General features: G+C 49.8%; 11 protein-coding genes. 6 read left to right on the top strand and 5 right to left on the bottom strand.

The annotated features are described in order from the left end of the window. Window positions 1–14: 14 nt before the first annotated feature. Entirely contained in the window at window positions 15–737 is a 723-nt protein-coding gene (locus OCU14_RS04960) for a helix-turn-helix domain-containing protein (RefSeq protein WP_261810061.1), read from the bottom strand. A 299-nt stretch (window positions 738–1,036) separates the two neighbouring features. Between OCU14_RS04960 and OCU14_RS04965 the strand changes: the two genes are divergently transcribed. Genes OCU14_RS04965 through OCU14_RS04975 form a run of 3 tightly spaced genes read left to right on the top strand, consistent with a single transcriptional unit; the run spans window position 1,037 to window position 3,754 of the window. Beyond that, a complete protein-coding gene (locus OCU14_RS04965; protein ID WP_261810062.1) occupies window positions 1,037–1,630 on the top strand; it encodes a DUF805 domain-containing protein in 594 nt (197 codons plus the stop codon). A 9-nt stretch (window positions 1,631–1,639) separates the two neighbouring features. After that, complete coding sequence (locus OCU14_RS04970; RefSeq protein WP_261810063.1) at window positions 1,640–2,743, top strand: PrsW family glutamic-type intramembrane protease; 1,104 nt, start codon at window positions 1,640–1,642, stop codon at window positions 2,741–2,743. A gap of 15 nt (window positions 2,744–2,758) precedes the next feature. After that, on the top strand, window positions 2,759–3,754 hold the full coding sequence (locus OCU14_RS04975) for a zinc ribbon domain-containing protein (protein WP_261810064.1): 996 nt from the start codon (window positions 2,759–2,761) through the stop codon (window positions 3,752–3,754). A gap of 242 nt (window positions 3,755–3,996) precedes the next feature. On the opposite strand, the gene OCU14_RS04980 is transcribed toward OCU14_RS04975, so the two are convergent. From OCU14_RS04980 to OCU14_RS04990, 3 genes are all read right to left on the bottom strand, one after another. Further along, a complete protein-coding gene (locus OCU14_RS04980) occupies window positions 3,997–6,300 on the bottom strand; it encodes a bifunctional glycosyltransferase family 2 protein/CDP-glycerol:glycerophosphate glycerophosphotransferase (RefSeq protein ID WP_261810065.1) in 2,304 nt (767 codons plus the stop codon). Between the two features lie 9 nt (window positions 6,301–6,309). Beyond that, complete coding sequence (locus OCU14_RS04985) at window positions 6,310–7,242, bottom strand: hypothetical protein (protein WP_261810066.1); 933 nt, start codon at window positions 7,240–7,242, stop codon at window positions 6,310–6,312. Window positions 7,243–7,378: 136 nt separating this feature from the next. Further along, window positions 7,379–7,741: a winged helix-turn-helix transcriptional regulator gene (locus tag OCU14_RS04990; protein ID WP_261810067.1), complete on the bottom strand. Its 363-nt coding sequence runs from the start codon at window positions 7,739–7,741 to the stop codon at window positions 7,379–7,381. A gap of 124 nt (window positions 7,742–7,865) precedes the next feature. Between OCU14_RS04990 and OCU14_RS04995 the strand changes: the two genes are divergently transcribed. Further along, window positions 7,866–9,074 (top strand): MFS transporter, encoded by a 1,209-nt coding sequence (locus OCU14_RS04995; RefSeq protein ID WP_261810068.1) that lies wholly within the window; start codon window positions 7,866–7,868, stop codon window positions 9,072–9,074. Between the two features lie 281 nt (window positions 9,075–9,355). Further along, window positions 9,356–11,512, top strand: a complete 2,157-nt coding sequence (locus OCU14_RS05000; RefSeq protein ID WP_261810069.1) for an L-type lectin family protein — start codon at window positions 9,356–9,358, stop codon at window positions 11,510–11,512. A 769-nt stretch (window positions 11,513–12,281) separates the two neighbouring features. Here OCU14_RS05000 and OCU14_RS05005 read toward each other — a convergent pair. Then, complete coding sequence (locus tag OCU14_RS05005) at window positions 12,282–13,232, bottom strand: aldo/keto reductase (RefSeq protein WP_261810070.1); 951 nt, start codon at window positions 13,230–13,232, stop codon at window positions 12,282–12,284. 195 nt (window positions 13,233–13,427) lie between these two features. On the opposite strand from OCU14_RS05005, the gene OCU14_RS05010 reads away from it, so the two are divergent. Then, on the top strand, window positions 13,428–14,189 hold the full coding sequence (locus OCU14_RS05010) for an ABC transporter ATP-binding protein (protein ID WP_261810071.1): 762 nt from the start codon (window positions 13,428–13,430) through the stop codon (window positions 14,187–14,189).

Below are 14,189 nucleotides of genomic sequence, written 5' to 3' on the forward strand. Positions count from 1 at the left end.
TTTACGTATGAATTCTAGTGAATGTCACGATAGAGATTAATAATCGCGCCAGCCAATTGGGCTTCGAATTTGTCACGGGGGAGGAAGACCGACTGCTCTGATGGGAAACCAGTGGTGAGTAATACCTGATCATTCGCAACTGGCAGGGCGCGTCGGATAGTGGTTTTGCCCGGTTTAAGATTAATGGCAACCAACTTGGCATTTTCCGAAGCTAATTGACAAGCTTCCTCTGCCGCGTCGACGACGACCAAATCATTTTGTAAGATCCCTAGCATCATTAGGTTAGTATCGGTGACCTTGAGCCAAGCCAATCCTGGTTTCTTCGCGTTTCGAACCGGTAGCTTGCTGGAGACTTTCATGTTGTCAGGAATACGTAATTCAGTTTGCATATCGCTGATCGGAATGTGTAGGGAAGTGGTGGTTGGCAGGTCGTCGGATTTTCCCGTTATGTTAAGTCTGTAGGACTTGTTCCTACCAGATGGCCTTTTGTCGGATAAATTGGCTTTTTCAAGTTCATCAGGAATCAGATCGGCCAACTCGAAAATCTGAGTTTCCGAAATGCGTAATCCCTTGGCAATCTTGCGTAGGGTATTGGGCTTGGGGATCTGTCGTTTATTGTTTTCGATCTGGGAATAATACGATGCCGAGATCCCCGCATATAAGGCGACTTTACGTACTGAGTCACCTTTGCTAATACGGATCTTTCTTAATTCATTGCCAAATGTTGAATCCTGCATCGTTCTCACCCCGTTTGTATCTAACTAGTATAGCAACGAATGGCGACGGATCCCTAGATAATGGGCTTTTGAGGCATAAATTGTGATTGCAAAAGTGAAACATGAGACTTATACTTATAATTAAGTTAGCTTTTATGAATTCAAACTGGCAGAAGTCTAGTTAATTAGCGGTTCTGTCATCCCTTTAATAACCTTGATATAGCGGTTTCAGAGGATGGTGGGCACGTGAATAGTCAAGACAACGATCTCTTCAGTTACCGTTGTTCACAAAAATAATACAAAATTATGGAGGTAATATTATGAATTTTTGTCCAAAGTGTGGCACGTCAGTTAAGGCGGGAACTCGCTTTTGCCCGAACTGTGGGTTTGATTTACAGGTAAAGGGAGCAACATCAACGCCGGCTGCGAGTGCACCTGTGCAGTCAGCGCCACAACCACAAGTACAGCCACAGGCACAACCACAACCGCAACCCCAAGTACAATTTCAACAACAAGCGACTATGGCAGCACCTATGCCGCAAGCTGCGGGTAATGGTGCCATCGACTACCAAAGTAATTTGGGGTTATTTGGCGCGTTTTCAGAGTATATGAAGGAATACGTCAAATTTGATGGACGAATGAGCCGTGCCAATTACTGGTGGGCTTACCTAGCGATTTCTATTATTAGCGTGATTGCATTGATTCTTTCGTATGCCATGGGTAGTTTTCTTCTTACGAATGTCGTTGTTTTGCTGTTCCTTGTGCCATCGTATTCAAGTATGTCTCGTCGATTACATGATAGTAACCTCTCTGGTGGTAATATCTTTTGGATATTGCTCCCGGTTGCTGGGGCTATTTATCTTCTTGTTTTACTTTGCAAGCCAGCTGACCAACAAGCCAATCGTTTTGGTTAGGAGTTAGCCATGAATTCTAATTTCTTTTGTCCGGGTTGTGGGCAACCTGTGAGGCTGGGACTGAACTTTTGCCCATACTGTGGGCGTGATTTACGCGCCTTTCAGCCGGCGTCTTCGGCCGCACCACAGGCGCAGACAAAAGCTAAGGTGAGTTCAAGTCCTAACCTTTTAGATTCGGCGACCGCACAACTCAATAGCTGGACCGGACAACGGCGCAAGGTGCCCATTCAGCTAGGCAGTATGTTTAGCCAGGTATTTAAAGCGCATACAGAGGCCGAAGCCGAAACCCTCTTCATCGGGGGAACGGAAAAGACGACGCCATCGCTGGCCACCGTCAGTGATTCTCCGGTTCAGCCCTGGTTGTTTACCCGAGTGCTAGCTGTATTTGGCTTGACGATCGCTATTCTAGCGGGAAGCCTATTTATTTTTAATGGGGAGAAAATGTATAACGGGTTAATCTTCATGAGTGCCTTGGCCGTTCCTTTTTCCCTGCTAATTATGTTTTTTGAAATTAATACGTTCCGTAATATCAGTATTTTTAAGGTGACCAAGATTTTTATGGTCGGTGGAGTTGCCTCGGTTCTCACCACTATGGTTCTCTATCAGTTCGTTAACATTCAAAACATGACAATTGTAGCAGCAATTCTGGTTGCCATCATTGAGGAGACTGGGAAGCTGGTCATCATCGCCTACTATGTGAAACGAGCCCAAGCGCATTTCATTTTAAATGGCCTGCTGATTGGGGCGGCAATCGGGGCTGGTTTTGCGGCGTTTGAAACGGCCGGTTATGCGCAAGACTATGGCCTGTGGGTGTTGCTGTTACGGGCCATAGATTCGCTGGGGACCCATACCATGTGGGGAGCTATTAGTGGGGCCGCCTTAGTCATGGTGAAGGGGGCTCATCCATTAGCCGCGAATACATTTCAAGATGGTCGGTTCGTCCGATTCTATGCGTTAGCCGTAAGTTTACATGCTTTATGGGATATGCCCTTACCATTGCCTAGTCCATTGAAGTCAGGCGTACTGATCGCGGTGGCCTGGGTGATAGTTTTAGTGTTAATTAACGCCGGTTTACGTGAAATTCGCGAGCTACGAGAAGGAAAATTAACTTAAATGGGAGTGTTGAAAATGAAGTTTTGTATTAACTGTGGTCAGCAATTGAAAGCCGGACAAAAGTTCTGTACCAATTGTGGTGCGAAACAACCAGAGTTCACGCAACCCGCAACACCAGCATCTTCGGCAGCGTCTGTGGCCCCTCAAGCAGCGCCAGTGGTTCCAACACAGGAACAAGCCACCCCAGTGGAACCGCCGGTCGAGCCGGAGATACCAATGCCTACGTCTGATGTCGAGCCACCAGTTTCACAAGCGTCAGCACCGGCTATACCAGATGTGGCGCCAACTGAATCCCCGGTGACACCGAATGTTGATGAACCCGTAACGCCAACAGATGCGGCCACTAGCGACGCACCGGAAGCACCCACACCTAATGTGAATAATCCAGTTGGTCAGACTCCAGGAAGCGCAGGTGTGTCAGGCTCCCCAACGCAGGCACCGCAACAGCCGGGAACCTCGACCGCAGGAACAACGACGCCTAACGGTGGTGAGACTTATACTCAAAATGGACAGGTCGCCACGCAACCAGCCAATACGCCAGCACAGACAGTGGCAAAAGCGGCTGGAGATCGGCGAACCATCTGGATCGTGGTAGGGGCAATTGTCCTCATCTTGATTGGTGTGGCTGGGTATAACGGCTATAATACTTATAAGCGGGACAATTTAACGGAACAAGAGATTGCCAACATTGGTGATGGTGTGACCTCAAAATATTTGGGTAATTCCGCAACGGTCCGCTATAGTAAGAGTGACAATGTGTTAACGGTGGAAGCAGATGAGGATACGGATCTTTATGATATCGCTTATGATATGACGAATGGCTATGATGAAGCTGATGATATGGCTCCTTATCTTACCAAGCTAAAGAAGATTTCTACGGCCATGGCGCCACTGATGCCAACTAATTTAAAAGATGTTCGGGTGGAACTTTTGAATCCGCAGAATACCAATCTGCACCTTTACACTGCTGAAGATGGCGATATAATTTACGATTTTACAGATGACGAGTGACCAGTCAGTTTAGAAGAAAAATTATCAGTAAGTAAACTCTAAAATACATAGTGCCAGCTCTTTGAAAGCCCTCCTTGGATTAAAGTAACTGGCCAGAAACTCCTGTATTTTACAGGTCTATACTGAAATGTAGGCATCCAATTCAAAACGAATTGGATGTCTTTTTCTCAAAATAGTCTGAAATATAAAAACCGCCAAGCAGTGATTTCTACACTGTTTGGCGGTTTAACTTTAAAAAGAGCTTACTTCAAATCTTCTTTGTCGAAGAACGCGTCGACAACACGTTGGCTGGCATGGCCGTCTTCCCAATTGTTAAAGCGATCGCTGAAACGTTGGTAAGCACCGGCATATTCCTGTTCAACCTTAGGCAGATTGTGCAGGGCCGACAACACGTCGTCATTGGTCTTCAACAGTGGTCCTGGGAGATCCTTTTCCATGTCGAGGTAGAAGCCTCGCAAGACACTCCCGTACTTTTCGTAATCGTAAACGAAGTACAGAATAGGGCGTCGCAGGATGGCGTAATCGAAGAACACACTGGAGTAGTCGGTGATGAGTACATCGGCAATCAGGTACAGTTCAGCAATATCGTCGTAGCTGGATTCGTTGTAAACGAAGTCGCCGAAACCGGTCGTGTCCAAGTGTTCCGTGATGAAGTAGTGGGTCCGTAAGACCAGCACGTATTCGTCACCGAGTTCGCGCTTTAGACGTTCGATATCGAGTTTCAACGTGAACTTGTAATCCCCGACACCGTAGTAGTCATCGTCACGCCACGTTGGGGCGTAGAGGATGATCTTCTTGTCGAGCGGGATTCCCAATTGTTCCTTAATCTTCCGTGCCTGGTCATCTTTGTCCGGGGCACTTAGGATATCGTTACGTGGGTAACCTGACTTCAACATCTGACCTTCTGGATACATGAAGGCGTGTTCGAAGACGTCGACGGAGAATTGGTTGGCGGTGACCAGGTAATCCCATTGACGGGATTGAGAGAAGAAGATCGCCTTATACATTGGATTGGCACTGGCCACGTTATCCATGTCGAAGACCAAATGCTTCAATGGTGTTCCGTGCCAAGTTGACAGGAATTTGGTTCCGGGACGCTTGACGAACCACTGGGGTTGACGCATGTTGATGACCTGGTACTTAGAGGTTGCCAGGTAGTACATGTAGCGCCAGCCAAACCGCTTGACCACGATGGTATCTGGTCGATCGGCAGGGGTGTCTTCGACGTCGGGGTTCATGATCCAAACGTGTTTAAACTTGCCAGGATAGTTCTCTTGAATGTAGTTGTAAATGGCCTTAGGGCTATCTGAGAAGTTACGTCCTAAGAAGGATTCGTAAATGATAACTCGTGGCTTGATTGGCATCTTGGTAAACCACCAGATGTAAGACAGACGGGTGAGACCTCGACCGCGATGGTGGAGCACCCGGTTCAACTGCCGTAACCGCACTAACCCGTTGATTCGGGATTGGGGGCAGGTTGGTTGACGCCGAATGTGATGCAAGATTTGCCGACTGAGGAGGGAAACGTCGCCATATGCGGCGGCATCCGTGTCCTTCAGGTAGTGGTGCAGGTCCTTCATCAAGGCGGGCACGTCATCCACCGTCACGGGTGAACTGGTGGCCAAGGCCTGATAGAGGAAACGGTGCATCCGCAGTAAGGTGTAGCGGCTGAAGGCAAAGTGGAGATCGTCATCCTTGATGAGGTCTAGACTGGCTTGCCAAGCAGCGACCCGCTGTTGCCAACGCGTGCCAACTTCGAGTTGGTGAATTGAAGGTTGGTTGATGGGGTCATTGTGCTTGACCCGGATGTAGTGGGGCGTGGCTAACCGCAGATAAGAGCTGGTTAAGGCCATGACCTGAACTAAGAAGGGAAAGTCGGGGTAGAGTTGGTTATCGGGCATGAATTGAATGTCATGTTCCTGAACCAATTTACGGTCGATTACCTTACCGGTCAGTTTAATTTGGCGGTTAAATTGATCCCAACGCGTGTCACCACGCAACTGAACGTACTTGTGTTCCAACCAGTTCAACGCATTGGCGTCGACTGCTGGGGCATCTGGCAATTGTTGGGTAACGGCTGGATCGAAGTTTAAGGCAAAGTTCTTAGGTGCACGACGCTTGGCACCACCCCATTTTGGTAGTGTGTCCAAGGCTTCCGTCTGTTCCAAACTATTAAGGAATGACGATTGTGGTTCGTAAGTGGGGTATTGGTTCAAGTCTCCCAGGGTATCGGTAGCGGGATTGATCGCTGCCATTTCCGCCAAGGCGCTTGGTACCAGGAAGTCATCGCTATCCACGAAGACTAACCAGTCACCGGTTGCCGCAGCCACGGCCGCATTGCGGGCTGAACCCATAGTGTTGCCATCGAATGACACTTGACGGACCTTGAACGGCACCTGCCACTCTGACTCAGTGAAGTCGAGGGGCGCGTTGAGCGCAATAATCCACTCGAAGTCGTGAGTCGTTTGGTGGACTAAGTTTTGCCGTAGGGCTAATAGTTGATGTAGTTCACCCGTTTGACAGGGTGTAATTAAACTAAATTTCATGACAACCTCCTAATAAAACAGCCGATGTGCCATCTGTGGTGACACCATCCGCAAGAGCCCTAACCGTGACCAAACCTTGGTTGGTGGGGTAATGAGTTCTTTAATCCGACTCAGGAGCTGAACATGATTGGCCACACTGAGATTTTTTTTGCCAGCAGTATCTAACAGGGTATTCAGCTGACGCTGGAAGTACTCGGTAAAGGCGGGTTGCCACATGACGCCCAGTGATTGGACGTCGATGCGTTGTAACTCATCGAGCCATTCAACTGGCGTGGCTTCTGCCCAGACCTGCCGCTGAATCGTTGGCACGTGGAGTCTTAAGACGTCCTGACTGAGCTGGAGCACATGAAAAGCCTGCGCGATGGAAACTAGGGGCAGGTCGTGATCCAATAACGTGACAGGTAACAGTAATCCGGTTGGGCGGATACGTTGGGTCAAGCGACCCACTGTTTGTAAATCGGTTTGAATGCTGTAACTTTGACGGGCCCACAACGTCATTTGACGTTCAGTGGGGGTCGTCGGTGTGGCCGAGGTCAGGTTTTGGAAAGTCAGTTGCGTCGCGGATGAATCATGTTCAGCGAGGTAGGTTGAGACCTGCTCGTTGAGATCCAGCGTCGTTTCAAAGGCTGACAGACTGATCGGACTACCGGGATGTTGGGTTGCCAGTTGATCCCATTGTTGCATGGCCCCCGGTAAAACATGGTCCGTCTCGCGTAGATTAAGGAGATAGTTGTGGGGGGTCGATGGCAAATTCAAGTCGTTGACTGCGAGATGCCAGCTGGCGGCTTGGGCCTGTTGTTCGGCCGTTAGCGATTGTTCAGTTGGTAGTTGTAAATTCAGCGTCGTGGCGGCAAAGTTTTGGTTGGCGAGTTCCTCAATGAGGGAACTGAGCTTGGCCCAGTCCAACTGTGCTTGCGGCACGATGTTAACGAAAACGTGCATAATTTTTCCTTCTCCGTAAAGTATGTAAGATTTAGTGAACAGTAATTTGGCAACGACTCCTATTATACCGAGATCTGGGAGGGTTACCACCAAAATTTGTAAAAAGGTTAAATTCTTAACCCTTATATTGAAGCGTTTAGATATCGTCGCGACTCAGCAGGGTGATCGCTTCGCCGTCAGCTTGACGACGATCGATGTTGTCTTCCCCCCAAACACACAGTTCGTGGAGAATCCCTGAGAGGCTTTCACCGTAGTCCGTCAAGGCATATTCAACCTTGGGTGGAACCTGATGAAAGACGTGGCGAGAAACGATGTTGGCAGCTTCTAGTTCACGGAGCTGTTGGGTCAACATCTTCTGCGAAATCTGGGGGATAGCCCGAGATAACTCGCCGGTCCGCATAGTGTGGTGACGCAAGTGACACAGAATGATTGATTTCCATTTGCCACCGATGATTTCCATGGTAGCCTCGACGCCAATGTGATAGGTCTTGGTGGGCATAAAACGGTTCTCCTCGTTGATGGTTACTTTTTGGTAAGTAGGGCACTTTAAAGTGGGTTCTTGTTCCCTAGTTATTAGCCAGTATAATCAATATTTATCACGTACGCAATCTGAGGAGGGTATTATGACAAAACAAAAACAAATTTCAGCAACATTTACGTTACTAGCACTCGCTGTGAGTGCCTTTGCCATCGGGTCAACCGAATTCATCAGTGTTGGGTTGATTCCCATGTTGATTCAAAGCTTCCACGTTAGCATGGCGCAGGCCGGGTTGACGGTTTCCGTTTACGCGATGGGGATCATGATTGGCGCGCCCGTCATGACCCTCTTGACCGGTCAGATTAACCGCCACACCTTGATGGTCATCATCATGCTCCTCTTTATCACGGGGAACTTGGTGGCGGCCTTTGCCCCTACTTTTGTCGTGTTACTGGCCGGCCGGGTGATTGCCGCTCTGGCCCATGGGATCTTCATGACGGTGGCCTCGGTGATTGCCGCTGACGTCGTGGCCCCTTCGAAACGGGCTTCGGCGATTGCCGTCATGTTTACCGGCTTAACGGTGGCCACGGTTACGGGTGTTCCAATGGGCACCATGATTGGCCAATTGGGTGGCTGGCGCTGGTCCTTTATTTTTATCAGTGTGATTGGGTTGATCGGTTTAGTTGCCGACTATATTTTAGTTCCTCGCGAGTTGCCATTACCAAGTAAGGCGACCGCTAAGGGTCTGTTACGAGTCTTGGGTAATCCACAACTCTTATTGGCGCTCTTGGTCACGGCCTTGGGCTACGGTGGAACCTTCGTTGCCTACACGTACCTGTCACCATTACTGGAACAGAAGATGGGCTGGTCAAGCAGTGCTGTTGTGGTGATTTTGGTTGTTTATGGTCTGATGGTGGCTCTGGGAAACACACTGGGTGGTCGTTGGGCCAACAAGAAGCCTCTGGCAGCCTTATTGAAGATGTTCACGGGTCTCTTCGTGACATTGTTGGTCTTAACCTTTACGGCAAGTAGCCACTGGTTGGGCCTCCTGACCGTTCTGGCTATGGGATTCTTCGCCTTCATGAACGTTCCTGGTTTGCAATTGTACATCGTCCAATTGGCCGAAAAGTACACGCCAGCCGACATCACGATGGCTTCAGCCTTAAACATCTCAGCCTTTAACGTTGGGATCGCCCTGGGCTCCGGTATCGGTGGTCAGGTCACGAGCCAAATTGGGTTAGGTTGGACGCCATTCTTTGGTGCCGTCATGGTGGCTATTAGTATTGGCCTTACGGCGGGATTGATTCGTTTGGCTCGGCCAGCCAAACGGCTAGTTAAGAAGTTTAATCACTAAAATAATTTATCGAAGAGGGTCTCGACTAGTTGTCGGGGCCCTCTTTTTGGTGGGTGATGATTCGGTAAACGTCACTTTTAAAAGGAATTACTGCCAAAGATGCACGTGAAGAGGCTGACAGTACCAGGGGCTAGTCAATGGGTTTGGATACGCTTAATATTAGAGGTTTTATAGCGGATTCGGGTCAAAATGCAGTTGCGAGCCTGATAGCCCGGCTTTTTCCAGTATACTTTCAGCATCTAGATCAGAACTGGGGGGTTCTAACTTTGGGATGTAAGCAGGTGTATCGACTAGTGCTGTTACTTTTGGCCTGTAGTCTGGGTGTGATGGCTCGTGACTCGGCACATGCCGCGATGACCAGAGATGATGATATGCTCGCGGCGATTGCGAGTGCACCGCCAGGTTTTTCATTGGATCGGGGATTTAGTCCGGGTCGCTCGTTTGGGGCGGCAGATAGGCTACTGGATGGTCCGGCTATCCCCAAACAGATTGCCCAACTGACCAATGATAATTTCAATCAGATGTATCGGCAGGTAGGGGTATTGTGGTCGAAGACCCCGGGAACACAGAATGTGCCGCGGCGAATTCCGTTGACGCACGATCAGCGCTGGTCATTTTGGCTGTACTTTGGTAATAAAGGGGACCAGGCGGCTGACGGGATGACCTTTACTCTCCAGAACGCCGCCGATGGTACGGATGCCATCGCGATGAGTGGGTCGGGCCAATCGCTGGGTGTTTGGGGTGGGGATACCAACGCGAGCGGCGATACCACCTACATGTCACAAATTGCGTTGCAGAAGAGTTGGACACTCGAGTTCGATACCCATGTCAACAATGTGGTCAACAGTGTGAGTCAGGCCAATTACTTTGATTATGAGTCGGTTCCGAGTCAAGGTCCCCACATTGCTAGTAATTATCCAGCGGAGAAGAGTACCTATCAGATTTTCGGTAGTTGGGGGCATTACTACTTTGGGTTAAAGCACCTGCAACCGAAGCGGATGACTAATCCCTCGAATGGCCGTTGGCATCATGTGACTATGGATTGGCACAAAGATAAGAGTCAGATGACCTACGCGTTCAACGATCGTGATCCCCATACAGGGCAAGCGATTACGCCGGAAGTTCAGGACACTGTTCCGATCGATTTAACGAAGCTAGGCACGACGTCTCGGCCAGCTACCAGTGCTGTCTGGGGCCTGACCGGGGCCACGAGTGCTAGAGGTGAAAACAACTTAGCCGTCGTCGACCAAGAACCGGGGCAGATGCGTTTTGATGTCGAACAGGAGACACAAGTTGTGACCAAAGATGGGCAATACCAAACGATTCATGAGGGTGATAAGATTCCGGGGGATGCCGATGTCCGCTATCATTTCCAGGCCGCGGGCCAACCTGATGGTTTTCGTGCCAGCAACACGACAGCGGTGGTTTTAGGCACGTCGCCGGTGCTTAAGCTGCTGGCTGGCAGTGTCCGACAGTCTGGGCAGGTGACGTCACTCTACGACTTTAATGCCGCGGAACTGGCTGCGCCGCCAATGTCGCATGCCATTGGGCAAGACGTTTTTACTAAGGACCAGCCGTCCCTTGAAACGGAGCTCCACGCTAAGGGACAATCACCAGAGGAAGATACTTATGTTGCACCGCAAACGGCGATTTATTACGGTGAAAATCACTATGTGGCGGTCAAGTCTGTAGGTTACTATTTGAAACGCAAGCTGAATTTACAACTAGAAAAGTTAGGTACGCCAACCGCGGCGGTGGCGCCACAGGTGGATGCCGAGATCGAGGGTCGTTTGAGTAACAACGGTCGGACGATTCAACCGGACGCCATGAAGGATTCCAAATTGACCTTTTCGGTTAACGGCAAAGCGTACACGTTTACGCAACTCGCCGGGGCGTGGACCGGAACGGATGGTCACTTCAAGCTTCGGGTGCCAGCCGCGGCATTGAAACAAGGAAAGAACGCGTTGACCATTTCGGCAACGAACCGCGATGACGTCGCGCCAGACCTCACGATTCCCATTATCCAGCTTTCTGGAGACCTGGTGTTTAGTGCCGTTTCACCAGAAACCGGCTTTTCTGGTCATTTGACGGGAAAGCAACAGCTGATTACCCGCGATGACGAGTGGCAACTTCGCGTGCGTGATGAGCGGGCTGGCGAGAATCGCTGGAAACTACAGGCCAGCTTGGCTGCACCACTGCGCGATGAACAGGGTCGTCCGCTACAAGGTGATATGATCTATCAGGCTGAGCACGAGCAGAAGGTGATTGGCACCGATCCAGTGGTCATCTATGAACAACAAACCCATGGCCTAGGCGAGGAAACTGACGTGATCCGAGACTGGCATAAGAACACGGGAATGCTGATTCGGGTTAATGGGGGAGCGACTGCTGGCCAGTATGAAGGCGAACTCCGCTGGCAACTAGCGGATGCGCCCTGATGATTGGGGTAAATTGGTCGCCTACGGTTGCCAGGGGTTACGCCTGCTGTGGGGACCACCTGCAGCCTGAAAGCCTCGCTGAAGAACCACGAGTCTCCCAAGTCGTCCCAGTCTGTAAGACCGAGCAAAATACTCGGTCAAACAGACTCATCACGGCTGGCTCCACCCCTCGCCGCCTCCGGCTAGGATTGTGTTTTGAATTGACTAGGGCGCACGGTGAAAGTTTTTAATCTGGCTATTGTCTGGAACGGTTCGACACTTAAAAAGTTATGGTCAGATAATGAAGTCTTCAATTACCAATTTTGGCGGTAATTGAGGACTTTTTCGACGTCATTGACAGTTTGCTTAGCAATGAAACAGTTGTCATGACTGAGTCAAGATTTCATCCGACCGGGGTGACATGATTCCCGTTATCTATTGGGTTCGTAATAATTTACGATCAGATACCTGACACGATAGTCAGAACAAAATAACCATTTTTACCAATTATGAAGTCAGCGTCGTTGGCAAAGACCAGTCAGAGCCGGAGGAGGTCAGGGATGGAGCCGGCCGTGGTGGTGGCGTTAGACCGAGTGACTTTCTCGGCCTTACGCCACGGGCGACTTTGAGGACCCGCGTTCTTGGCGGGGCTTCAAATCGAGCGAGAAGCCCAAGGGGCTGAAGCGTCCCCACAGCAGGCGTAATCCCTGACAGCCGCAGGCGGTCTTCTACCACTTCCTAAAAAAACCACGCCATCAGCAAGTGATAGCGTGGTTCAGTAAATGATAGATTAAGGCAAATCGTTGCCAGCAGCGAAGTAGACGTCGTACCATTCTTGCTTTGTCAAGGTAACATCGGCACCAGCCGCGCTATCCTTGATGTGATCAGGGTTCATGGTTCCAAGTAAGACTTGTAAGTTAGCCGGGTGGCGTAGGATCCAGGCCACGGCAATCCCGTTCTTGGAAACACCATACTTGTCAGCCAACTTCTGTAATTCGGCATTTAATTCAGGGTACTTCGGATCGTTGATAAACATCCCAGCGAAGAGACCGTATTGGAATGGGGACCAAGCCTGAACCGTCACGTGCTTGCGACGAGCGTATTCCAACATCCCTAAGTCATTGGAGGTTGGCTTGTCATCCATGTTGACGTGAAGGCCGGCGGCAACCATGCCAGCGTGAGCGGCACTGAATTGAAGTTGGTTAAACATTAACTTCTGGTCGACAGCTTCTTGTAACATTTCAAATTGTTGAACGTTAAAGTTGGAAACCCCAAAGTGACGAACCTTGCCGGACGCCTGTAAGGTGTTGAAGGCATCGGCGATTTCTTCGGGTTCCATCAATGGATCTGGCCGGTGAAGCAGGAAGGCATCGAGGTAGTCAATCCCCATCCGTGACAAGATACCGTCAACGGAATCGATCAGGTGTTGCTTCGAGAAGTCATAACGTTTCCCGAAGACCAGGTCATCATGGCTCCGTTCGGGGTCGACGATGATCCCACCCTTGGATTGGATGTAGAAGTCGTCCCGGTTTAAACCAGAGGCCTTCAAGGCATTGCCGAAGACTTCTTCGGACTTCCCATTGACATAGATATCTGCGGAGTCGATGTAGGTAATCCCAGCGTCATGAGCGGCCTCAAGGGCGTTCACTGCGGCTGTTTGATCGAGGACACCCATCCGCATGATCCCTAAGGCTACTGCGGAAGACTGCCAGTTTGTCCCACCTAAACGTAATTGTTTCATCAATAAAACTCCTTTATCAAACCAATTTATAAATCCACTAATAATCTTAACGCAAATCGGCTAAGATTTCGCGTGAAAGCCCTTTATTTGTTAAAAGTGGTTGACTTTATCTTGGGAACCGTTATAGTTAATTACACAAGTAGCTAACCAACACACGTAATCAAACTTAATTTAAAGAGTAAGGGGATTTTAATCATGACAAGCAGTAACGCAGTGGTCGACGTACACGGCCTGGAAAAAACGTATGGTAAAGCCAACGAACGGCAGTATCAGGCCTTGAAGGGGCTGAACTTTCAGGTGGCTGCCGGTGAATTTGTCGGGATCATGGGGGCTTCTGGTTCTGGGAAGACCACGCTGCTGAACATGCTGTCGACGTTAGACGTGCCGACTAAGGGCGACGTGATCGTTAATGGTCATGATGTGACGAAGATGCGGGGGAACCAACTCGCAGATTTTCGGGCACAGGAAGTGGGTTTCATTTTCCAAGACTTTAACCTGTTAGAAAGCCTAACGGCCGAGGAAAATATTGGGTTGCCACTGGCGTTGAAGGGGACCTCTTCCAAGATTATGGATCAGGCCATTCATGAGGTGGCGGACACGCTGTCTATCGCTGACTTGTTACAAAAATATCCCTCCGAGTTATCTGGAGGCCAAAAACAACGGGTGGCCGCGGCTAGAGCCATCGTGCATCACCCCTCAATTCTCATGGGTGACGAACCTACGGGGGCCTTGGATTCCACGAGTGCCAGAGAGTTGTTAGATCTCTTGACGACCATCAACCAAGAACAACACATGTCGGTCTTACTCGTCACCCACGATCCGTTCTCCGCCAGCTTCTGTCAACGCATCCTCTTCATTAAGGATGGGTTGATCGGGTCAGAGATTCGGCGTGGCGATCAGGACCGGAGTGCCTTTTACCAGCAGATCTTAAATGAGCTGGGCACGTTTAACGAGTAG

Source organism: Levilactobacillus humaensis (assembly GCF_024345185.1).
GTDB lineage: Bacteria > Bacillota > Bacilli > Lactobacillales > Lactobacillaceae > Levilactobacillus > Levilactobacillus humaensis.

Bases quoted from the DNA above. Each gene is read 5' to 3' on its own strand.
- OCU14_RS04970 (WP_261810063.1), top strand. From the start codon at position 1,640: ATGAATTCTAATTTCTTTTGTCCGGGTTGTGGGCAACCTGTGAGGCTG.
- OCU14_RS05010 (WP_261810071.1), top strand. From the start codon at position 13,428: ATGACAAGCAGTAACGCAGTGGTCGACGTACACGGCCTGGAAAAAACG.
- OCU14_RS05005 (WP_261810070.1), bottom strand. From the start codon at position 13,232: ATGAAACAATTACGTTTAGGTGGGACAAACTGGCAGTCTTCCGCAGTA.
- OCU14_RS04980 (WP_261810065.1), bottom strand. From the start codon at position 6,300: ATGAAATTTAGTTTAATTACACCCTGTCAAACGGGTGAACTACATCAA.
- OCU14_RS04995 (WP_261810068.1), top strand. From the start codon at position 7,866: ATGACAAAACAAAAACAAATTTCAGCAACATTTACGTTACTAGCACTC.
- OCU14_RS04960 (WP_261810061.1), bottom strand. From the start codon at position 737: ATGCAGGATTCAACATTTGGCAATGAATTAAGAAAGATCCGTATTAGC.
- OCU14_RS04985 (WP_261810066.1), bottom strand. From the start codon at position 7,242: ATGCACGTTTTCGTTAACATCGTGCCGCAAGCACAGTTGGACTGGGCC.
- OCU14_RS04990 (WP_261810067.1), bottom strand. From the start codon at position 7,741: ATGCCCACCAAGACCTATCACATTGGCGTCGAGGCTACCATGGAAATC.
- OCU14_RS04965 (WP_261810062.1), top strand. From the start codon at position 1,037: ATGAATTTTTGTCCAAAGTGTGGCACGTCAGTTAAGGCGGGAACTCGC.
- OCU14_RS04975 (WP_261810064.1), top strand. From the start codon at position 2,759: ATGAAGTTTTGTATTAACTGTGGTCAGCAATTGAAAGCCGGACAAAAG.